General features: G+C 72.6%; 20 protein-coding genes and 1 pseudogene. 10 read left to right on the top strand and 11 right to left on the bottom strand.

Features of this window, described 5'->3' with window-relative positions; translation table 11 throughout:
* Positions 1–5: 5 nt before the first annotated feature.
* The 4 genes from SNA_RS07280 to SNA_RS07265 all read right to left on the bottom strand — a co-directional run bounded on the left by SNA_RS07280 (position 6) and on the right by SNA_RS07265 (position 5,073).
* A complete protein-coding gene (locus SNA_RS07280) occupies positions 6–1,025 on the bottom strand; it encodes a pyridoxal-phosphate dependent enzyme (RefSeq protein ID WP_078969744.1) in 1,020 nt (339 codons plus the stop codon).
* An 86-nt stretch (positions 1,026–1,111) separates the two neighbouring features.
* Positions 1,112–2,374 (bottom strand): NAD(P)/FAD-dependent oxidoreductase, encoded by a 1,263-nt coding sequence (locus SNA_RS07275; protein WP_044363890.1) that lies wholly within the window; start codon positions 2,372–2,374, stop codon positions 1,112–1,114.
* A gap of 256 nt (positions 2,375–2,630) precedes the next feature.
* Complete coding sequence (locus tag SNA_RS07270) at positions 2,631–3,947, bottom strand: deoxyguanosinetriphosphate triphosphohydrolase (protein WP_044363888.1); 1,317 nt, start codon at positions 3,945–3,947, stop codon at positions 2,631–2,633.
* Positions 3,948–4,107: 160 nt separating this feature from the next.
* On the bottom strand, positions 4,108–5,073 hold the full coding sequence (locus tag SNA_RS07265; protein WP_052808887.1) for a sirohydrochlorin chelatase: 966 nt from the start codon (positions 5,071–5,073) through the stop codon (positions 4,108–4,110).
* 162 nt (positions 5,074–5,235) lie between these two features.
* Between SNA_RS07265 and SNA_RS07260 the strand changes: the two genes are divergently transcribed.
* Entirely contained in the window at positions 5,236–7,371 is a 2,136-nt protein-coding gene (locus SNA_RS07260; RefSeq protein WP_030068806.1) for a molybdopterin oxidoreductase family protein, read from the top strand.
* Here SNA_RS07260 and SNA_RS07255 read toward each other — a convergent pair.
* The 3 genes and pseudogenes from SNA_RS07255 to SNA_RS07245 form a co-directional block, all read right to left on the bottom strand.
* Entirely contained in the window at positions 7,368–7,580 is a 213-nt protein-coding gene (locus tag SNA_RS07255) for a hypothetical protein (RefSeq protein ID WP_044363886.1), read from the bottom strand. The genes SNA_RS07260 and SNA_RS07255 overlap by 4 nt on opposite strands.
* 98 nt (positions 7,581–7,678) lie before the next feature.
* Positions 7,679–8,704: an adenosine deaminase gene (locus tag SNA_RS07250; RefSeq protein WP_078969743.1), complete on the bottom strand. Its 1,026-nt coding sequence runs from the start codon at positions 8,702–8,704 to the stop codon at positions 7,679–7,681.
* Between the two features lie 140 nt (positions 8,705–8,844).
* A pseudogene (locus SNA_RS07245) lies at positions 8,845–9,258 on the bottom strand (gamma-glutamylcyclotransferase family protein); the annotation flags it as partial.
* A gap of 150 nt (positions 9,259–9,408) precedes the next feature.
* Here SNA_RS07245 and SNA_RS07240 point away from each other — a divergent pair.
* The gene (locus tag SNA_RS07240) at positions 9,409–10,116 is read left to right on the top strand and encodes a SanA/YdcF family protein (RefSeq protein ID WP_044363884.1); all 708 of its coding nucleotides are present in this window, start codon (positions 9,409–9,411) and stop codon (positions 10,114–10,116) included.
* A gap of 24 nt (positions 10,117–10,140) precedes the next feature.
* Here the strand turns inward: SNA_RS07240 and SNA_RS07235 are convergent, their stop codons facing one another.
* Together SNA_RS07235 and cutA are read right to left on the bottom strand one after the other, a co-directional pair.
* Complete coding sequence (locus tag SNA_RS07235; RefSeq protein WP_037792237.1) at positions 10,141–11,181, bottom strand: trypsin-like serine peptidase; 1,041 nt, start codon at positions 11,179–11,181, stop codon at positions 10,141–10,143.
* Positions 11,181–11,477 (bottom strand): divalent-cation tolerance protein CutA, encoded by a 297-nt coding sequence (gene cutA / locus SNA_RS43655; protein WP_241779580.1) that lies wholly within the window; start codon positions 11,475–11,477, stop codon positions 11,181–11,183. The genes SNA_RS07235 and cutA overlap by 1 nt, the downstream gene beginning before the upstream one ends.
* A gap of 367 nt (positions 11,478–11,844) precedes the next feature.
* Here cutA and SNA_RS07225 point away from each other — a divergent pair, with 367 nt between their 5' ends.
* A complete protein-coding gene (locus SNA_RS07225; RefSeq protein WP_044363882.1) occupies positions 11,845–12,210 on the top strand; it encodes a cupin domain-containing protein in 366 nt (121 codons plus the stop codon).
* Between the two features lie 131 nt (positions 12,211–12,341).
* On the opposite strand, the gene SNA_RS07220 is transcribed toward SNA_RS07225, so the two are convergent.
* Both SNA_RS07220 and SNA_RS07215 read right to left on the bottom strand, forming a co-directional pair.
* On the bottom strand, positions 12,342–13,130 hold the full coding sequence (locus tag SNA_RS07220; protein WP_044363880.1) for a sulfite exporter TauE/SafE family protein: 789 nt from the start codon (positions 13,128–13,130) through the stop codon (positions 12,342–12,344).
* A gap of 9 nt (positions 13,131–13,139) precedes the next feature.
* A complete protein-coding gene (locus SNA_RS07215; RefSeq protein WP_030068796.1) occupies positions 13,140–13,436 on the bottom strand; it encodes a hypothetical protein in 297 nt (98 codons plus the stop codon).
* Between the two features lie 160 nt (positions 13,437–13,596).
* Between SNA_RS07215 and SNA_RS07210 the strand changes: the two genes are divergently transcribed.
* From SNA_RS07210 to SNA_RS07180, 7 genes are all read left to right on the top strand, one after another.
* Positions 13,597–14,421, top strand: coding sequence for a helix-turn-helix domain-containing protein (locus tag SNA_RS07210; protein WP_030068795.1), 825 nt, complete (start codon positions 13,597–13,599; stop codon positions 14,419–14,421).
* On the top strand, positions 14,418–14,705 hold the full coding sequence (locus SNA_RS07205; RefSeq protein ID WP_030068794.1) for a DUF397 domain-containing protein: 288 nt from the start codon (positions 14,418–14,420) through the stop codon (positions 14,703–14,705). Before SNA_RS07210 ends, SNA_RS07205 begins: the two co-directional genes overlap by 4 nt.
* A gap of 8 nt (positions 14,706–14,713) precedes the next feature.
* Complete coding sequence (locus tag SNA_RS07200; protein WP_030068793.1) at positions 14,714–15,928, top strand: M20 metallopeptidase family protein; 1,215 nt, start codon at positions 14,714–14,716, stop codon at positions 15,926–15,928.
* Positions 15,929–16,040: 112 nt separating this feature from the next.
* Complete coding sequence (locus SNA_RS07195; RefSeq protein ID WP_044363878.1) at positions 16,041–16,481, top strand: GntR family transcriptional regulator; 441 nt, start codon at positions 16,041–16,043, stop codon at positions 16,479–16,481.
* A complete protein-coding gene (locus SNA_RS07190) occupies positions 16,478–17,596 on the top strand; it encodes a DUF1648 domain-containing protein (protein ID WP_044363876.1) in 1,119 nt (372 codons plus the stop codon). The genes SNA_RS07195 and SNA_RS07190 overlap by 4 nt, the downstream gene beginning before the upstream one ends.
* Positions 17,597–17,718: 122 nt before the next feature.
* On the top strand, positions 17,719–18,813 hold the full coding sequence (locus tag SNA_RS07185) for an alpha/beta hydrolase family protein (RefSeq protein WP_241779568.1): 1,095 nt from the start codon (positions 17,719–17,721) through the stop codon (positions 18,811–18,813).
* Between the two features lie 122 nt (positions 18,814–18,935).
* Positions 18,936–20,900, top strand: coding sequence for a glycoside hydrolase (locus SNA_RS07180; protein ID WP_044363874.1), 1,965 nt, complete (start codon positions 18,936–18,938; stop codon positions 20,898–20,900).
* Positions 20,901–21,017: the final 117 nt, after the last annotated feature.

Here is a 21,017-nt window from a genome sequence, read left to right as displayed (position 1 = left end):
GCAGGTCAGCGCAGCAGTTCCAGGAAACGGTCCAGTCCGATGTTGCCGCCGGAGACGATCACGCCGATGCGGGGCGGGAGGGGGTCGATACGGCCGGCGAGGAGGGCGGCGAGCGCGCTGGCGCCGCTGGGCTCGGTGACGATCTTGAGGCGTTCGAAGGCGAAGGCCATGGCGGCGCGGATGTCGTCGTCGGTGACCAGGGTGATCGAGTCGAGGAGACGGCGGTTGATCGCGAAGGGGAGTTCGCCGGGGGACTCGACGGCCTGGCCGTCGGCGATGGTGTGCGGCACGGGGATCGTGATGCGATGGCCGGCCTTCAGGGAGCGCAGGGTGTCGTCGCCCGCCTCCGGTTCCACGCCGATCATGCGGATGCCGGGTACCAGGGCGGTGGCGGCGACGGCCGAGCCCGCCATCAGGCCGCCCCCGCCGACCGGCGCCAGCAGCGCGTCCAGTGGGCCGGTCTCCTCGATCAGTTCGAGGGCGGCGGTGCCCTGACCGGCGATGATGTGCGGATGGTCGTAGGGCGGGATCAGGGCGAGGCCCCGCTCGTCGGCCAGCTGCTGCGCGAGGGCGGCGCGGTCGCCGGTGTAGCGGTCGTAGGAGACGATCTCGGCGCCGTAGCCGGCGGTGGCGTCCCGTTTGGAGCGCGGTGCGTCCTCGGGCATGACGATCACGGCCCGGGTGCCGAGCTCGCGGGCGGCCAGCGCGACGGCCTGGGCGTGGTTGCCGGAGGAGTAGGCGACGACCCCGCGGGCCAGCTGCTGCGGGGAGAGGCGCGAGATCGCGTTGTAGGCGCCGCGGAACTTGAAGGCGCCGATGCGCTGGAAGTTCTCGCACTTGAGGTGGATCTCGGCGCCGAGGCGCGCATCGAGGGTGCGGGAGCGCAGGACGGGCGTGCGGTGGGCGACGCCCGCCAGCCGCCCGGCGGCGTCCCGGACGTCGTCGAGAGTGACGGCCGGGACGGGCGCGCCGGGGGCGGTGCTACGGGCGGGACCGGTGGGACCTGTGGTCTCGGGGGCGCTCATACCGAAACCTCGCTGCGCTCGGCCTCGCATGCGCGAGGCGCGCACCTCCTGATTGTTCTCTCTCTCCGCTCGCTCACACGGGCACGCTACGGGAGCAGCGACTCCAGCGGAACGTCCGGGTCGGCCAGCGCGTCGGCGTCCAACGGCCGCCCCTCGCGGATCAGTTGCCGTACGGGCTCGGCGACGTCCCAGACGTTGACGTTCATCCCGGCCAGGAGGCGGCCCCCGGCGAGCCAGAAGGCGACGAACTCCCGTTTGCCGACGTCGCCGCGGCAGACGACCTGGTCGTAGGAGCCGGGCGGGGCGTATCCGGAGTACTCCATTCCGAGGTCGTACTGGTCGGAGAAGAAGTACGGGATGCGGTCGTAGCGGACGTCCTCGCCGAGCATGGCGCGGGCCGCGGCCGGTCCGCCGTTGAGGGCGTTGGCCCAGTGTTCGACGCGGATGCGGCTGCCCAGGAGGGGATGGTGGGCGGCCGCGACGTCACCGGCGGCGTAGATGTGCGGGTCGGAGGTGCGCAGCGCGGCGTCCACCGCGATGCCGCCGCCGTCCTCGCGGTCGACGAGGGCGAGCCCGGCCTGTTCGGCGAGGGCGGTGCGCGGGGCGGCGCCGATGGCGGCGAGGACGTCGTGGGCGGGGTGTTCCTCGCCGTCGTCGGTGCGCGCCGCGAGGACCATGCCGTCCTGGCCGATGATCTCGGTGAGGCGGGCGCCGAAGTGGAAGCGCACGCCCTTCTCGCGGTGCAGTTCGGCGAACATGGCGCCCAGTTCGGGGCCCAGAACGCCGTGCAGGGGGGTGGGGGCCTGTTCCACGACGGTGACCTCGGCGCCGTAGGAGCGGGCCGCGGCGGCGACCTCCAGGCCGATCCAGCCGGCGCCGGCGATGACGAGGTGGCCGTTCTCCCGGCCGAGGGAGGCGAGGACGCCCCGCAGCCGTTCGGCGTGTGCGAGGCGGCGCAGGTGGTGGACGCCGGCCAGGGCCGTGCCGGGGATGTCCAGGCGGCGCGGTTCGGCGCCGGTGGCGAGCAGCAGCCTGTCGTAGGCGATCAGGGTGCCGTCCCCGAGGCGTACGGTCCTGGCCGCGGGGTCCAGGTGGACGGCGGGCTGGCCCAGGTGGAGCTCGATGTCGGCCCGGGCGTACCAGGTGGGTTCGTGGACGAAGACGCTGTCCCGCTCCTCCTTGCCGAGCAGATACCCCTTGGAGAGCGGGGGGCGTTCGTAGGGGTGGTCGCGCTCGTCGCAGATGAGGATCACCCGGCCGGTGAAGCCCTCCGAGCGGAGCGTCTCCGCGGCCTTCGCCCCGGCCAGGCCACCTCCGACGATGACGAACGTCTGGTGTGCGTCGACCACTTGCTTCCTCCTCGTTGCGGTGCCGTACGGACGCGTCCCGCGTCCGTGAACGCCCCGGTCGTGCCCCCGTGTGCGGTGCCCCCTCCGTGCGCGTACCGGTGTCCTTCACCGGCGTGCTTCTCCCCCCGTTGATGTCTCCGGTGCGGTGGTGGTTCCCGGTACGCCGTACCCGTTCGAAGACGGCCCGGTCCGAGCGTCCCGCACGGAGGGTGAGGGGGGAAGGGGGACTGTCTGCCCAGGGTCACCCTGGGTTGCCCTAAGCGTTACCAGGGCGATGTGTGAGGCGGGCGTGCAGAGAGCGTGCGGAGGCGTCCGTCAGGGAGGCGATCTGATCGATGACGACGCGCATCCGGGCGGTGTCGTCGGCGGCGGTGTCGAACAGCGAACGGAACTGCGGATCAAGGCCGTCGGGGGCGCGGGCGAGCAGCGCCTCGGCCAGTTCGGCGATCACCACGCGCTGGTCGGCGCGGACCGCCTCCTGGTCGGGACGCTGTATGACGTACCGGTCGGCGACGGCCTTCAAAACGGCGCATTCCAGCCGTGTTTCGTCCGGAACCATCAGCTGGGCCGCGTAACGGGTGAGCCGTCCGTCGCCCCATGCGGCCCGGGTGGCGCCCTCGGCCGCCAGGCAGAAACGGCCGATCAGCTGGCTGGTGGCGTCCTTGAGCCGGGCCTGGGCGAGTGCGGTGCCGTCGTAGCCGTGCGGCCACCACTCCTGCTCCAGGAGGCGGTCCAGGGCGGCGGCCAGCTCCGCGGGGTCCGCGCCGGGGGCGTAGCGGGCGGCGGCGACCGCGAAGATCTCGGCGCGTTCGGCGTCGGCGAGCAGGAGGTTGGGATCGAGATGGCCGGCGTGCAGGCCGTCCTCGACGTCGTGCACCGAGTACGCGACATCGTCCGACCAGTCCATGACCTGCGCCTCGAAGCTGCGTGCGGCGGGCGGCGCGTCCTTCCGGAACCAGTCGAAGACCGGCAGGTCGTCGGCGTAGACGCCGAATTTGGGTGAGTCGGGGTCGGTGGGGTGGGCGCCGCGCGGCCAGGGGTATTTGGTGGCGGCGTCCAGGGTGGCGCGGGTGAGGTTGAGGCCGACGCTGAGCGCCGGGCCGTCCGGGGCGGGGACGAACCGTTTGGGCTCCAGACGGGCCAGCAGCCGCAGCGACTGGGCGTTGCCCTCGAAGCCGCCACAGGCGGCGGCCACACGGTTGAGCGTCTGCTCGCCGTTGTGCCCGAAGGGCGGATGGCCCAGATCGTGCGCCAGACAGGCGGCCTCGACGAGGTCGGGGTCGCAGCCGAGGGCGGCGCCCAGTTCGCGCCCCACCTGGGCGCACTCCAGGGAGTGGGTCAGGCGGGTGCGGGGGCTGGCGTCCCAGGCGTGGGTGAGCGTGCCGGGGGTGACGACCTGGGTCTTGCCGGCCAGCCTGCGCAGCGCGGCGGAGTGCAGGACCCGGGCGCGGTCGCGCTGGAAGGCGGTGCGGCCGGGGCGTTTGTCGGGCTCGGCGACCCAGCGTTCGGCGTCCGCGTCGGTGTAGCCCAGGGTGCCGGGGGCCTGGCCGGTTGTCGATGGTGTGCCCGTCATACAGCGACGGTAGCCGCCCTGGTGCCGTCGGTGCCGGATCCGGGGCGCGGGAGGGCGGCGGGGTCGGGTGACGGGGTCAAGTGGCGGGGTCAGGTGGCGGCCTGTGGGCCGGGGCCCGGGCGCGGTGGGGGTGCCGTGGGCCCGGCCAGGGCCCATCGCCCTAGCCGTGGGCCGGTGCGAGCGCGCGGTGGTGTGCCGGGGCAGGGGCGTGGCCGGATACCCGGGCGACGGCCTCGTCGTAGCGGTGCAGGACGAGGCGGGCCAGCGCCGGGTGGTCGCCCAGGGGTGCGGCGGCGGCCCCGGGGGCGTGGGCGGCGCACTCGGCGGCGAAGCGGCCCGGGGCGGTGAAGCAGGAGGCCAGCGCGATGCGGTCGTAGCCGCGGGCGGTGAGCAGGCGCACGGCTTCCGGGACGGTGGGCGTGGCCGCCGAGGCGAAGGCGGGGAGGACGGGGACGCCACCGAGCCGGGCGGACAGGAGCCGGGCCAGACGCGCGGTGTCCTCGCCCGAGCGCGCCGCCCGGGAGCCGGCCGAGGCGAGGACGACGGCCGTACGGGCGCGGGCGGGGGCGTCGGGGAACCCGGCTTCCAGGAGGCGGCCGTACAGCGCCTCCACCAGGAGAGAGTGCGGGCCCAGGGGGGCGGCGACGGTGCCGTCCAGGTGGGGCGCGGCCGCCAGGGCGGCGGGCAGATCGTGGGTGACGTGGTAACCGTGGCCGAAAAGCAGCGGTACGAGGACGGCCCGGCCGGACAGCTCCGCCAGGACGTCGGCGAGCCGCGGCCGGTTGAGCTCGATATGGCCGAGGCGTACGGGCAGATCCGGACGCAGGGCGCGGACCCGGTCGAGCAGGGCGCGGACGGTGGGCAGGGCCCGCGGGTCGCGGCTGCCGTGGGCGACGGCGACCAGGGTGGGGGTCGCGCCGTCGGGGGCGCCGTCGGGGGCGCCGCCGGGGGCGCCGCCGGAGCCGGACGCCGGGCGCCGCGGGCCGGGGCTCCGGTAGCCGTGCAGCCGGACGTGGCTGAGCTGGGTGCTCAGCCGGGCGGTGATCTCGGCGGCGAGGACGAGGGGGGCGGCCCCGGCGGGGGCCACCGGGTCCGGCGTGGGCTGGGACGATATCCACTCCGTCATGGCGGGAGCCTGGCAGCCGGTCGTTGCGGTTCCGTTTCGCCGCGGGGAAATCCGTGTACCGCCCGGCCTCCCCGCAGCGTGCGCCCCGTCGGAGGTCCCCGCCGCGCGCCCGAAACCGGCGCGAACCTCGCCCGGTAACACCCCCGTACCACGCTGGCGCGCATGAACGCCGCGAACGCCACCGTCGACACCCACTGCCCCTACTGTGCCCTGCAATGCGGCATGGGGCTGCGGCCCGTCGAGCGGGCCTCCGGGGCGTCCGGTGACGGCCCCGGTGTGACGGTGGTCGAGCGGACCGCGTTCCCGGTGAACCGGGGCGCGCTGTGCGGTAAGGGCCGTACGGCAGCCGAGCTGCTGGCCCCGGGGGCACGGCTGACCTCCCCTCTGGTGCGCGATCCCGCCACCGGGGAGCTCGCCCCGGCCACCTGGGACGAGGCGCTGGACCGGGTCGCGGACGGCCTGCGCCGGGCGGGCGCGGAGCACGGCCGGGACGCCGTCGGGGTCTTCGGCGGGGGCGGGCTGACCAATGAGAAGGCGTATACGCTGGGGAAATTCGCCCGGGTCGTGCTCGGCACCTCGCAGATCGACTACAACGGCCGGTTCTGCATGTCCTCGGCCGCGGCGGCGCACGCCCGCGCGTTCGGCCTGGACCGCGGGCTGCCGTTCCCGCTGGCCGATGTCGCCCGCACCGGCTGCGTCATCCTGGTGGGCTCCAACCTGGCCGAAACCATGCCGCCCGCCCTGCGCTATCTGACCGAGCTGCGGGAGAACGGCGGCCGGCTGATCGTCGTCGACCCGCGCCGCACCCGCACCGCCGAACAGGCCGATCTGCATCTGGCGCCGCGCCCGGGCACCGATCTCGCGCTCGCCCTGGGGCTGCTCCACCTGGTGGTCGCCGAGGGCCGTACGGACGAGGAGTTCATCGCGGCGCGGACCGACGGGTGGGAGAAGGCGCGGGCCGCGGCGATGGCGCACTGGCCGGAAATGGTCGAACGCATCACGGGCATTCCCGTCCCCGACCTCCGGGCGGCGGTAGGGATGTTCTGCGGCGCCGAGTCGTCCATGGTGCTGACGGCGCGCGGGCCCGAGCAGCAGGCCAAGGGCACCGACACCGTGGGCGCCTGGATCAATCTGTGTCTGGCCACCGGGCGCGCGGGCCGCGAGCTGTCCGGCTACGGGTGCCTGACCGGCCAGGGCAACGGCCAGGGGGGCCGCGAACACGGCCAGAAGGCCGACCAGTTGCCCGGCTACCGCAAGCTCGACGACCCGGCGGCCCGGCGGCATGTGGCGCAGGTGTGGGACGTCGATCCGGACGCGCTGCCCGGCCCCGGGCGCAGCGCGTACGAGCTGCTGGACGCGCTGGGCGGCGAGATCCGCGCGCTGCTGCTGATGGGCTCCAACCCGGTGGTCTCGGCGCCGCGGGCCGCCCATGTGGAGGATCGCATACGGTCGCTGGGCTTCCTGGCGGTCGCCGATGTGGTGCTCTCGGAGACGGCCGCGCTGGCGGATGTGGTGCTGCCGGTCGCCCAGTGGGCGGAGGAGACCGGCACCACGACCAATCTGGAGGGCAGGGTCCTGCTGCGCCGCCGGGCGCTGGATCCGCCGCCCGGTGTCCGTACCGACCTGGAGGTCCTCGGCGCGCTGGCGGCGCGGCTGGGCCGGGAGAAGGGCTTCCCGGCCGACCCGGAGGAGGTCTTCGACGAGCTGCGCCGGGCCTCGGCGGGCGGACCGGCCGACTACTCGGGGATCACCTACCGGCGGATCGCGGCGGAGGACGGCGTGTTCTGGCCGTGCCCGGAGCAGCCCGAGGAGGCGGGGGCGCACCCCGGTACGCCGCGGCTCTTCCTGGAGCGTTTCGCCACCCCCGACGGCCGGGCCCGGTTCGTCCCCGTGGTGCACCGCCCGGCGGCCGAGGAGCCGGACGAGGCGTACCCGGTGCTGCTGACCACCGGGCGGGTGCTGGCGCAGTATCAGTCGGGCGCGCAGACCCGGCGGGTGGCCGAGCTGAACGCCGCCGCGCCGGGCCCGTTCGTCGAGCTGCACCCCCAACTGGCGGCGCGGCTCGGGATAGCGGACGGCGAGCTGGTCGCGGTGGAGTCCCGGCGCGGCCGCGCGGCCGCCCCGGCCCGGGTGACCGCCGCCATCCGCCCCGACACGGTCTTCATGCCCTTCCACTGGCCGGGCCCGGGCCGCGCCAACACCCTGACCAATCCGGCGCTCGATCCGACGTCCCGGATGCCGGAGTTCAAGGTGTGCGCGGTACGGGTGGAACGGGCCCAGCAGGTGGAACGGCCCTAGTGGGCGACGGGTGTGAGGCCCACCCCGAGGACGCTCCAGTTGGCCGGAGTGCCGTGCCCCGTCAGGAAGTCGCCCAGAGGCATCACGACATGAGGCGTGATGGGGGTCGAGTCTTCCTCGGTGGCAGCCACGGCCGCCGGTGCCGGCAGGGTGGCGAGAAGAGCGGTCGCAAGCGCGAATCCGGTGAGTACATGACGTGTGTATGGCATGCCATGCCAACGAGTCGGCAGCGGTGTTGTCACCACAAGTCACCATACGGGGGGGCGTACGCGTCGACCTCTCCCTAGTACGCGTCGACCTCCGCTCCCTAGTACGCGTCGACCTCCGCCAGATAGGCCGCCCGCGTCGCCTCGTCCAGGAACGACGCCTCGAACGAGTTGCGGGCCAGGGTGCGCAGCGCCGCGTCGTCGAGGCCGAGGGCGTCGCGTACCGCGGCGAAGTTGTCGTGGGCGTAGCCGCCGAAGTAGGCGGGGTCGTCGGAGTTGACGGTGACCAGGAGGCCGGCGTCGAGCATGGCGGGCAGCGGATGGGCGGCGAGGTCGTCGATGACGCGGAGGCGGACGTTGGACAGCGGGCAGACGGTGAGCGGGATGCGGTCCGCCACCAGGCGCGCGACCAGCCGCTCGTCCTCCAGGGCGCGCACCCCGTGGTCGATCCGGTCCACGCCCAGGACGTCCAGCGCCTCCCACACATACGCGGGCGGCCCCTCCTCCCCCGCGTGCGCCACGCACTTGAGCCCGGCCTCCCGGGCCAGCGCGTAGACCTCCTTGAACTTCGACGGCGGGTGCCCGACCTCGGCGGAGTCCAGCCCGACGGCGGTGATCCGGTCCAGGTAGGGGCGGGCCGCCTCGAAGGTCTCCAGGGCCGATGCGGCGCTCTCGTCGCGCAGGAAGCACATGATGAGGCGGGTGGTGATGCCGTAGGTCTCCTGGGCGGCGTCCAGGGCGCGGGAGAGCCCGCGGATGACCGTGCCGAGGGAGACGCCGCGGGCGGTGTGCGCCTGCGGGTCGAAGAAGATCTCGGCGTGCCGTACGCCCTGTTCCTCGGCGCGCGCCAGATAGGCGTGGGCGAGGTCGGCGAAGTCGTCCTCGGTGCGCAGGACGGCCATCAGCGCGTAGTACAGGTCGAGGAAGGACTGGAGGTCGCTGAAGGAGTAGGCGCGGCGCAGTTCGTCCTCGGTGGCGTAGGGCAGGGTGACGCCGTTGCGTGCGGCGAGCGCGAAGGCCAGCTCGGGCTCCAGGGTGCCCTCGATGTGCAGATGCAGCTCCGCCTTGGGGAGCGGGGGCCTGGCGGCGGAGGGGGCGGGCGAGGAGGAGGAAGGCACGCGGGTCACACCTGTTCTGCGGGACGGGAGGGGTCCTCGGTACGGGGCGGGCCGCCCGCAGGGGACGGGCCCTCGGTACGGGACGGATCTCCGGTACGGGATGGATCGTCCAGGTTAACGGGGGCCCGGACCGGCGCTGTAAGGGCGCCCCAGCGGCCGCCCTCGATGACGGTCCCGGTGGCGCGCAGCCGGGCGGCGAGCGGTGGCGCCGCCAGGTAGACCCAGGCCCGGACCCGGCTGCCGTCGGGGCGGAGCGCGTCGGTGACCACCCGTTCGTAGAGGTTCCGCGGATCGCCGGGCGCATAGCCCTCCAGCCGGTCGAGCACGGCGCGCACCGCGTCGTAGTCGGCGGCGCGGGGCCACACCAGGGTGCCGTGGACGACCGCGTCCGGGGGCCCGGCCGTCGCGTACGGGTATCCGGGGCCGTCGTAGAGCAGCGCGCCGGCCATCCGGGCGGGCTCCTCCGCGGCGGTCCTGCCGCGCAGCGTCCGGGCGTAGTTGGCCTCACCGGGGCGCAGCGTTCCGTAGACGAAGAACGGCAGCCGCTCGGGCTCGGTGGTCATGGGCGGGCGGTCCTCTCCGGGTCGGGTGCCGGCTGGGCTGTGACGACTGAGCTGTGCCCTCTGAGCTGTGACGTTGGGCCCTTACTGCAACCATGCCAGGCCCCTGGGCGTCGCAACTGGCGACAATCGGTCGGAACGGGGTGGGCAGGCATGCGAGGACAGGGGCCGGGTCTCATAGGGCTCATACGCAGCGGCGCGCGCCGGGTACGGCTGCCGCGGACCAGGCGTGGCCGGCGCCTCGCCTACCAGGCCGTGGTGGTCCTGACGGTCCTGGCGCTGGCCCCCGCGACCTGGATGAACGCCACGGGCGGCCCCCGTGTCCGCACGGTCGCCGATGCGCCCGCCGCCCCCGTTGCCGTCGTTTTCGGTGCGGGCCTGTGGAACGGCGAGCCGTCCCCGTATCTCGCCCACCGTCTGGACGCGGCCGCCGCGCTCTACACCCGGGGAACGGTCCGCGCCATCCTGGTCACCGGCGACAACAGCACCCACGACTACGACGAACCGGATGCGATGCGCGGCTATCTGGTGCGGCACGGCGTCCCGGCCCGGAAGATCGTCGGCGATTACGCGGGATTCGACACCTGGGACTCGTGCAGCCGCGCACGCCGGATCTTCGGGGTGAAGCGGGCGGTGCTGGTCAGCCAGGGCTTTCACATCCGGCGGGCGCTGGCGCTGTGCGAGGCGGCCGGGATCGATGCGTATGGCGTCGGGGTGGCCGCCACACACGATGTGACCTGGGCCTATGGCGGCGTACGGGAGATCTTCGCGGCGGGGAAGGCGGCGGCGGACGCGGCGCTGCGGCCCGATCCGCGCTTTCTGGGGCCGCGGGAGAAGGGCGTGGCGGAGGCGCTGCGTTAGCGCCTCCGCCCGAGCTCCCGCCGGTCAGCTGTCCTGGGTGGCGCGGTTGTACAGGGCGAGGATCTCCGGCCCGAAGTACGGGCTGTAGGAGGTCCGGTCGCTGTGCGGGCCCTTGGGGCCGCCACCGTTGAGACCGCCGATCAGGCCGACGATCCGGCCGGTGCCGGACCCCTCGTCGAAATCGGCCAGCCAGGGGCTGCCCGAGGTGCCGCCGTAGAACCCGCCGCAGTCCATCCGCAGTTGGCGGGTACCCGACAGGCGGGTGGTGCGGGTGTTGCAGCGTACGGCCTTGTCCTGCGGGTCGTTGCGCACGCTCGGGTAGCCGACGACGGTGACGTCGTTCTGGTAACCGGGCGTGGCGGCGAGGGTGTTGCCCCCGGTGACGTCCTCGACGACCCGGCCCTGGTCGTCCGGCAGGACGGTGGCGAAGGCGAAGTCGAGGTCGGCACCGGGCCCGGTGGTGCCGCGGTTCGGGTAGTCGTAGACCGCGTCGATCGCCCAGACCCCGTACGGCTGGGTGGCCGCGCCGGAGGTGTACTGGGGGACGAACGCGGCGCGCGAGCCCGGGTTGCAGTGGCCGGCGGTCAGGATCAGATTGCCGCGGGGGCTGTGCACCACGCTGGCGGTGCAGTGGTGCGCCTTGGAGTTGCCGTCGACGGAGAACAGCACGCCGACGGACGCGATGCCGTCGAAGTGCCGGGCGACGGGCGACAGTTTGGACGCGGCGCCGGGGTTGTGGGCGAGCGCCTCGGCCTCGGGGGGCACCACCGAGTGCTGGGGCTGCGGCCGGCCGTGTGCCGGTGCTATGGCGGCGGCCATGCGTTTCGGCGTCCAGTAGGCGGCGGCGTCCTTGCCGGTCCAGGTGGCCTGATCGCCCCTGTCGACGGGCTTGGTCTCGCCCGCGTCGGCGGGCTTGGTCCCGGCCCCGTTGTCGGGCGTGGTCTCGCCCGTGTCATCGGCCTTGGCGAGGCCCGGTGCCGCCACCGCGCCGTGGGCCGGTGCCGTCGCCAGGCCCAGTGTGACGCCGAGCGCCACGAGCGCCGCGCTACCCCATCGCTGCCGCATCAGCTCGTCTCCTTCGTGATCCAGTCCAGATAGCCGGCGCCGCCCCGCACGATGGGGGTGGCGATGATTTCGGGCGTCTCGTAGTCGTGGGCGCCGAGGAGATAGCCCTCCAGCGCCTCGTACCGGGCGGTCGACGTCTTGAACAGCACCTGCCACTCCCGGGCGGTCTCGACGGCGTTCTCCCACCGGTACACCGAGGTCACCGGCGCACCGATCTGCGCACAGGCCGCGAACCGGCCCTCGATCGCACCGCGCGCCAGCCGCTCGGCCTTCTGCTCGGAGTCGGTGGTCGTCATGACGGCCAGGAAACGGGCCGACTGCCCGCCCGGATCGGACAGTTCTGGGCCGCCCGGTCTGTCCGGGCGGTACGGCTCGGGGTCTGCCACGGGTGTGCATCCTTCGTGTGGGGGATGGGACGGATCTCGGCCGAGGGGTGGAGGTGGACTACGGCGGGTGCCTCGTATCCGTCCTGTGATCGCCATGCATCGTACGGACCGTGGTGATCGTCCTGCCCATGGCGGGCCGCCCTTGGAACGCATCCACCCGGACGCCCGTTTCATGGCGAACACCCGGCCTATACGGGATCCTCCCGGTTGCGGCAACTCGAACAACGGCAAGGATGGAAGGGGAGCCCCGCCGCCGCTTCGCACGGAAAGGCCCGCCATGAACGACCTCAACGCCCTCGTCCGCGATCAGCTCGACGATGCCAGGGCCTCCGCACACGGCCGCAGCGCCCACCTCTTCCTGCACGACGGCCCGCTGCGGCAGACCGTGATCGCGCTGATCGCGGGGGCCTCTCTGGACGAGCACAACACCCCGCCGGCCGCGAGCCTCCAGGTACTGAAGGGCCGGGTCCGGGTCACCCGGGCGCATGCGAGCCAGGAGTTGAGGGCGGGTCAGGTCGCCGCGATCACCCACGAGCGGCACGGGCTGGTGGCCCTGGAGGACTCGGCCGTGCTGCTGACGGCCGTGCTGACGGTGGCGCCACGGCCGCTGGGACCACCGCCGCTGGTGGCGGTACGCGGCTGAGGCCGGGGCCGAAAACCCGCTCTGCTACCCCGCGCCCCTCCCCTCCGCGGCCCCCCTCGGCTCTTCCCCTTCGACTCTCCCCCTCCCTGCATTTTCTCTCTTCACATTTTTCTGAATGTTCCGTATCATTCTTAGGTAGCCAGCCACTGGTCGAAGGCCAGCTTGCAGAGCAGCCCGATGACCACGACCACCAGCACCCCACGCACGAATCCGGCGCCGCGTTTGAGGGCCATCCGGGCCCCGATCAGGCCGCCGGTGAGATTGAGCAGGGCGAGCAGCGCGCCGAGTTGCCACAGCACGGTGCCCTGGATCGCGAACATCGTCAGCGCACCGAGGTTGGTGCAGACATTGATCACCTTGGAGGTGGCGGAGGACGTGACCAGATCCATATGCAGGATGGCGGTGAGGGTGACGACGAGAAACGCCCCGGTGCCGGGTCCGATCAGGCCGTCGTAGAAGCCGAGGCCCAGCCCCGCGGCGAGGATCGCCGCCAGCATCCGCTGCCGGGTGACCGGTTCCGCGGGCGCGGGCGCGGTTCCGAAGGCGGGCCGGAAGAGGATGAAGAGCAGCACCGCCAGGAGGACGGCCATGATCAGCGGCCGCAGCACCGCGCTGTTGATCCCCGCCGCGAAGAACGCCCCGCCGACCGATCCGGCGGCCGCCGCGAGACCGATGCGCAGCGCCATGCGTACGTCGATCGGCGCCTTGCGGGCGTAGGTGATGGCGGCCGCGGTGGTGCCGGCGACGGCCGTCGACTTGTTGGTCCCGAGGACGTAGGCGACGGGCGTATGCGGCAGCCCCACCAGCAGGGCGGGCAGAAGCAGCAGCCCACCGCCGCCCACCACGGCATCGATCCAGCCGGCGGCGAGGGCGGCCAGGCAGAGCAGGGTCAGGGTAAGGAGCGATATGTCAGGAGGCACTGGTTGATCTTACGGAGCGGGCGGTACGGGCAGCCGGGCACCTCGACTCTCCGCGACCCGGTACATGGCGGTGAGCGCCTCGGTCAACTCGATGGCCAGCAGGTGGAGTTCACCGGGCGTCCACGCCCGCGCGCCCAGCACGCGCCGCGCCTCCTCGATCAGCTCGGCGGCCAGCCCGAGCAGTGCGTCCTCGACGTCGTCGGCGAGCCGGGCCACGTAGCCGGTCCCGTCGCTCACGAGGAAGCACGGATTGCCGTCGGGGTTCGTCCACGGGAGCAGTCGTGCGCCGTCCGTTGCGTCCGTCATGTTGCCGACCTCCTGGGAGTGTTGCGGGGTGACTGGATGTAGTCATTCGGTCACCTGGGCAACGCAACGGGCAATAGAATCGGGGCACTTAAGGCGCAGCGGCTGAAGTCGCTGGCCTGCCGCGATGCTGGCCGCAAGCACAGGACGAGAGGTCACAGCATTGGACGAGACGACCCCTCCCGAGCTCTTCAATCCGCTCCAGCGCTTCGGCCAGGACGTCAGGCAGGTACGCCTGGGCCGCAAGCTCACTCAGAAGCACTTAGGCAAGGCCACGGGCTACACCGAGGCGTACGTCTCCATGGTGGAGTCGGGAAAGCAGAAGGCGAGCCAGAAGTTCGCCAAGGGCTGCGATGTGGCGTTCGGGACGAACGGGCTCTTCACGGGGCTGCTGCGGAGGATCGATGAAGGGGACAACCCATCGTGGTTCGTCCCGTACCTGAACCTGGAGCGGAAGGCGACGCGCATACTGGACTATTCGGCGACCCTGGTGATGGGCATCCTCCAGACAGAGGAGTACGCGCGGGTCATCTTTCGGGTGTCCAATCCGGGGGCGAGTCCGGAGGCAATCGAAGGCAAGGTTGCCTCGCGAGTGCGGCGGCGTGAGGTCTTCAAGCGAGACGATCCGCCTCTTCTGTGGTCCATCCTCCACGAGGCGTGTCTACGAACGGTCGTGGGCAACGCCGGGGTCATGTCCCTTCAGCTTGAGTACCTGCTGGAGGCTGCCGAGTCGCCCCACATCGTGCTTCAGGTCATGCCGTTCTCGGCCGGAGCACCGACCGCACATATGAAGCCGTTCACTGTGCTGCACTTCACGGACTCCCGCTCGCTGCTGTACACCGAGACCCGGGTAGGAGGCCGAATGCATGACTCCGCACAAACGGTCGACGCGGCTCTCGATGACTATGATCTGCTCAGGGCGCATGCGTTGTCACCAGATGCCTCACTGGCCCTGATCAAGACCCTGCTGAAGGAGTACCGCCCATGATCCCCGACTTGGATCTGGCCGCCGCCACGTGGGTCAATTCGTCGTACAGCGACGGCAGTGGCGGGGACTGCGTCGAGTTCTCCCGCGACTTCGCCTGGGTCAAGTCGTCGTACAGCGACGGCAGTGGCGGTCAATGCCTCGAATTCTCCCGCGCCCTCACCGCCGCCCACGGCCTCGTCCCCGTCCGCGACAGCAAGGACCCGGACGGCCCGGCGCTGATCTTCCCCGCGGCGCACTGGTCCTCGTTCGTCGACGCGGTCAAGAATGGTGAGCTCCCCATGTAAGGAGCCCCATGAACCTCCGCGACGACGCCCGTGCCCTCTCCGACGACCTCGTGCGGATGCGCCGCGCGCTGCACCGTACGCCCGAGACGGGGCTGGATCTGCCCCGTACGCAGGAGGCGGTGCTGGCCGAACTGGACGGCCTGCCGCTGGAGATCCGCACCGGCGACTCGCTCAGTTCGGTGACGGCGGTGCTGCGGGGGCCGGCCGACGGGCCGGTGGTGCTCCTGCGCGGCGACATGGACGCGCTGCCCGTCGCCGAGCGCACCGGGCTGGACTTCGCGGCCGGTAACGGCCGGATGCACGCGTGCGGGCACGACCTGCACACCGCCATGCTCACCGGCGCCGCCCGGCTCCTGTCGGCGCACCGGGACCGGCTCGCGGGCGATGTGGTGTTCATGTTCCAGCCGGGCGAGGAGGGTTACGACGGCGCGCGGCACATGCTGGACGAGGGGCTGCTGGAGGCGGCGGGGCGGCGCCCGGAGGCGGCGTACGCGCTCCATGTGCTGTCGGCCGGACTGCCCGGCGGCGCCTTCCGCACCCGCGGCGGCACGGCGATGGCCGCATCCAACGTGCTGCGGGTGACCGTACGCGGCGAGGGCGGGCACGGGGCGATGCCCTACCGTGCGAAGGACCCGGTGCAGGCGGCGTGTGCGATGGTGAGCGCGCTCCAGGCATGGATCACCCGTACGTTCGACGTCTTCGACCCGGTGGTCCTGACGGTCGGGACCTTTCACGCCGGCACCAAGTCGAACGTCATCCCGGACACCGCGGTCTTCGAGGCGACCGTCCGCAGCTTCTCGCACGCCGCCCAGGCGCGGGTCAAGGACGGCACGGTGGAAGTGTGCCGGGGCATCGCGGCGGCCTACGGGGTGGGCGTGGACGCGGAGTTCACGGCCCTGTATCCGGTGACCGTCAACGATGACGGCGAGGCGGCCTTCGTGGGGGACGCGGTCCGCGAGGCGATGGGCGAGGAGCGATTCGCGCCGCTGCCGCAGCCGCTGGCCGGTGCGGAGGACTTCTCCCGGGTGCTGGCCGAGGTCCCCGGAGCAATGATCTTTCTCGGTGCCCCGCCCGCCGGGGCCGACCCCGAGCGCAGCCCCAACAACCATTCCCCGCTGGCCGAGTTCGACGATGCGGTGCTGGCGGACGGGGCGGCGATGTATGCGGAGCTGGCGGTGCGTCGACTGGAACGCGGGCCCGCGCACGCCCCGGTGGAGGCGTAACCCCCGCCCTGAAGCGCCCCCTTGACGCGTCCTTGACGCTTTTCCCGTAGCCTCGCCCGACCCCCGTGTTCTATAAAAGCTATAACAGAGCGACAGCGCAGCAGGAGCGACCGTGATCCTCACCCTCGACATGGACGGCGAAGTGCCGATCTATCAGCAGATCCGGGACCGGATCGTCGAGGCCATCGCGTCCGGCCAACTGGTCGAGGGCAGTTCGCTGCCCTCGACCCGGCAGCTCGCCGTCGATCTGGGCATCAACTTCCACACCGTGAACAAGGCGTACGACCTGCTGCGACGGGAGGGGCTGCTGCGGGTCAACCGCAAGAGCGGCGCCGTGGTGCAGCGCGACGCCCGCAGCGGCCCGCCCGAGCCGGGGTTCGCCGCCGAGTGGGAGACCCGGCTGCGGACCCTGCTCGCCGAAGCGGTCGCCCACGGGAGCGGGGATCCGGCCGTACTGGACAGCTGCCGGACCGTCCTCGCCTCGTTCACGTCATCCGCACCCGCCGCACGCGGCGCGGACCATGGCGCAGAGCTAGGAGACACGGGGACATGAACACCGCAGTCATAGTGGTCGACGGGGTCACCCCCGCACTGCTCACGGCGTTGGCGTGGCTGATGCCGTCGCTGATCAGCTCGACCCTGCCCTTCGGGGTACGGACTCCCGCCGAGCGGGCCGACGCCCCGGTGATCGCCGAACAGCGCGGGCGCTACCGGTGGCGGGTCGCCCTCGGCGGCGCGGGGTTGATCGCGGCCGGTCTCCTGCTGTCGGCCGTGCTTCCGGTGTCCGTCGTGACGCCGGTCGTCCTGCCCGCGGTCGTTCCCCTGCTGACCGCCGTCGTCTGCCTGGTCTGCTACCACCGGGCACGGGTGGCGATCATGGCGGTCAAGCGGCGCGAGGACTGGTACCGCGGGCTGCGCCAGGGCGTGGCGGCGGACACCTCGCTGCGTACCGATCCGGAGCGCTTCCCCTGGCTGTGGTCCCTGCCTGCGCTGTTGATCTGCGCCGGGACGGCGGTGGCGGGCGTCCTGTATTACCCGTCGCTGCCCGACCGGCTCCCTCTGCACTTCGGCAGTTCCGGTGCCGCCGACCGCTACGGCGCCAAGTCGGTCGGCACCGCGTTCTTCCCGGTCTTCGCGCAGATCACCACCACCGCGTTGATCCTCGTGGTGACCTGGCTGGCCTTCCGGTCCCGGCCGGATCTCGACCCGGCACGCCCGGCCGACTCCGCCCGCCGGCACCGGCGGTTCACGGTCCGCACCGCGGTTTCCCTGCTGGTGCTGGCGGCGTGCGTCAATCTCACGATGTTCGTCGGGGCGTGGGCGATGTGGCACCGGGATCAGAAGGTCTCCGTCGTCCTCGCGCTGCTGCCGATCCTGGCCGGACTCGTCGTCACCCTGGTGGTCGCGTTCCGTACGGGCCAGGGCGGCAGTCGGCTGCCCGCGCCGGAGGGCGCGGAGCCGGAGGAGGACACCGGCGTGGTGCGGCGCGACGACGACCGGTACTGGCACGGGTTCGGGTCGCTGTACGTCAACCGGGCCGATCCGGCGATCTTCGTAGCGAAGCGTTTCGGCATCGGCTGGACGGTCAACTTCGGCAATCCGCGGGCGCTGCTGGTGTTCGGGCTGCTGCTGTCGCCGGTGGTCGTGCTGCCGCTGCTGTTCCGCTGACGGGTCCGGCGCTCGGCCTCACCGCCTCTGACGGCCCGTGCGCCGCCGCCCCGGCATCACCATCCACCTTCGTTACCCCGTATCTCTTCCTCTCCACCTTTCCCAACTCCCCAGGAGACACCATGCGTTTACACGCTTCTCGGCGCAGCAGCATGCTCGCCGTCCTCACGGCGCTGGTCGCCGTCGCCACGACCGGCCCGGCGTCAGGAACGACCGAGGCGGCCAGGGCTCCCCGTGCCGCGCTCGTGCCCGCCGTCGACCGCGAGGTGCGTTTCGCGGCGGACGGCACCACGGCGTACGGCACGCTGCACATACCCGCCCACCGCGCGGGGCGGCGGCTGGCCGCGGCGCTGCTGATTCCCGGGAGCGGGCCGACCGACCGTAACGGCGACGAGCCGCCCGGTTTCACCCCGCACACCCTGGCGCTCTTCGCGGACGTCCTCGGCCGTGACGGGGTGATGACCCTCCGGTTCGACAAGTACGGCACCGGGCGCACGGGCATGGGCGGCCGTGCCACCGCCCCCGAGATGGCCGCCTACACCCGCCAGGCCGTGGCCGCGTACGACGCCCTGCGCGCCCGGCCGGAGGCCGATCCGCATGCGCTGCTCGTCGTCGGGCACAGCGAGGGCGGTCTTCAGGCCGTGCTGGTCGACCGCGCCGTGCGGGTCAAGCCCGCCGGGCTCGCGCTGATCGCCCCGCAGGACATGCGGCTGCTGGACACGGTGAACCAGCAGCTGGCGGACGAGCTGGACCGGGCGGTCGCGGCGGGTCAACTCACCGTGCGGCAGGCGCAGTTGAACAAGGCCGGTGTGGCACGGGCCATCGCGGACTTCCGTGCCGGGCGCCCGGTGGACACCTCGGGGCTGCTGCCGTCCGTCTCCGCCCTCCTCCAGGGGATGTTCGGTCCGGTCAACGCCGCCTTCGTCCGCAGTGACGATGCGATCTCGCCACCGACGGCCGCCCGGGGCGTCGCCCGGGGGACGCGGGTGACCGTCACCTGCGGCACGGCCGACAGCAACGTGCCGTGCCGGACCACTCCCCCACTGCTGGGCGCCCTCGCCGCGGCCGGGACCACCGGCACCGGGCTACGGGTCCTGCCCGGCGTCGACCATCTGCTGCACCGTGCCGGATCCCCCGCCGACGACCGCACCCTCGCCCCGGCGGCGCGCCGCGCCCTGCACGATTTCGTCCGGCCCTGGCGGCGGGAGGCGGGATGACGACCGGGCCGTGGCCTTTGCTGCGGCGATGAGCGGGCCCGGGTACCTGGCGGTCGGCGGTCAACGGCCTTGCCCGGACGCGTTCTTAGAACGTTCTTAAACCCGCTCACTATCCAGGACGCATGACATCCAAGATCACCCGAGCGGTCGCCGCCTCCCTCGCGCTGGGCGCCGCGGCCCTGGGCCTGACGGGCTGTGGCAGTGCCGCCGCCGGGGCACTGAAGGGCAGTCGGCTCGAACTTCCCGTCACCGGCGGTACGGCCGTCGTCGACACCTCGTCCCTGGCGGTGTCCGCGCGGACCGGTGACGGGCGGCACCTGGTGCTGTCGGAGGGGGCCGCGGGCGGGCTCGGCAAGCCCGGTCCGGTGACCCGTACGGCCGACGGGGCGCGCTGGAGCTATCCCGCCAAGGGACTTGAGGTGACGGCGCGCACCGAGCGCGGACGGCTGCGGATCGGTCTGCGGGCGGACCGCGACGAGGCCGTCAACTGGCCGGTGACCGGGACCGATCCGGCCGCCTCCGCCGTCCAGCTGCCGCGCGGCGAGGGCCTGGACATCCCCGTACGCGACGCCTTCTGGAACTCGGCGAAGGGCGGGCTGGCGGGCTCGACGGTGGACGTGGGCGCCGATCTGGCCCTGCCGCTGTGGGGGTATGCGATGAAGGGGGGCGCGGGTCACGGAGTCAGCTATCTGACGCCCACCGACATCGGGACGTCGCTGCGCTTCGCCTCCACCGGGGGCCGGCTGCGGGCCACCGCCGCGCACGCCTTCTCGGCCGGTGAGGGCACCCGCGACTACGCCGTCAGCTTCGCCCTCACCGACGGCAACCCCGTCGCGCCCGCCGCCGACTACCGCTCCTACCTCGCCCAGCACGGACAGCTCGGCAGCCTGCGCGAGAAGATCCGGCACAATCCGGCCACTGCGAAGCTGCTGGGCGCGTTCCATGCCTATGTGTGGGGCCAGGCCCGTACCGCCGCCGGGGTCGACCGGCTCCGGCAGCTGGGCGTGGACCGGATGTGGCTCGGTTACGACTCCGGTCCCGGTCCGATGAACGCGCAGGCCGTCCGGGCCGCGAAGAAGGCGGGCTATCTGGTCGGCCCGTACGACTCGTTCGACAACGGCCAGGATCCCAGGACCGCCGACAGCCCCACCTCGTCCTGGCCCGGCCGGGTCTACCCCGACTTCTGTATACGGAGGGCGGACGGCAGCGCGGAGACCGGCTTCGGGGGCCGCGGCTGCTATCTCAGCTCGCGCGCCTTCGAGAAGGCCGAGCCCGGCAGGCACTATCTGGCGGACCGCACCCGTTCGATGGTCGCCAACGGGGCGGACAGCTACTTCCTGGACGTCGATGCGACCGGTGAGGTCTTCCGCGACCACGCGGCGGGCCATGAGATGACCAAGGCGGGCGACCGCGAGATGCGGCTGGCCCGGATGCGGCGGCTGTCCAAGGACCTCGTCCTGGGCTCCGAGTCCGCCCAGCCGTGGGCCAACCGGGTGCTGGCCTTCGACCACGGCTCGGGCACGCCGGTCGCCGACGGCCTGTGGAAGCTGGAGGGCGACCGGCAGACCTGGGGCGGCTACTTCCCGCAGAACGCCCCGAAGATCTTCTTCAAGCCCGTGCGGCTGCCCGACGAGCTGGCCACCGCCATGTACGACCCGAAGTACCGCGTGCCGCTGTACGAGACCGCGCTGCACGGGTCGCTGGTCAACGCGGAGCGCTGGGAGCTGTCGTACGAGAAGCTGCCGGCGCAGAAGACCGCCCGCGCGCTGCTCGCGATGCTCTACAACACCCCGCTCAACTACGTCCTCGACGGGCCGTCGCTCACGCGGCACGGGGCCGAACTGGCCGCGTTGCAGCGGTACTTCTCGCCGCTGCACCGGGCCGCGGGCACCGAGCGGATGACGTCCTTCCGGTGGCTGACGGGCGACCGTACCGTCCAGCGCACGGTCTTCGGCGACGGCACGCTCACCGTCACCGCCAACTTCGGCACCCGGGCGCACGACGGGCTGCCGGGCGGCTGTGCGGACGCCAAGCTGCGGACGGATGCCCATCCGCGGCGGCTGTGCCCCGCGCAGGCGGGCGGGTGAGCGGCTGTATGGCATGAGCATGCCTGTCGTCCTCACGCCGCATGAGCATGCCCGTCTGCCGTCCTCACACCGCGTGCGCGTGTCTGTTCGGATCCCTCACACGGCGTCCGCCCCGCC

Source organism: Streptomyces natalensis ATCC 27448, from assembly GCF_000935125.1.
In the GTDB taxonomy this organism is placed as follows: domain Bacteria; phylum Actinomycetota; class Actinomycetes; order Streptomycetales; family Streptomycetaceae; genus Streptomyces; species Streptomyces natalensis.
The sequence above is the reverse complement of the archived record's forward strand: the minus strand, read 5'-3'. Positions and strand labels throughout refer to the sequence as shown.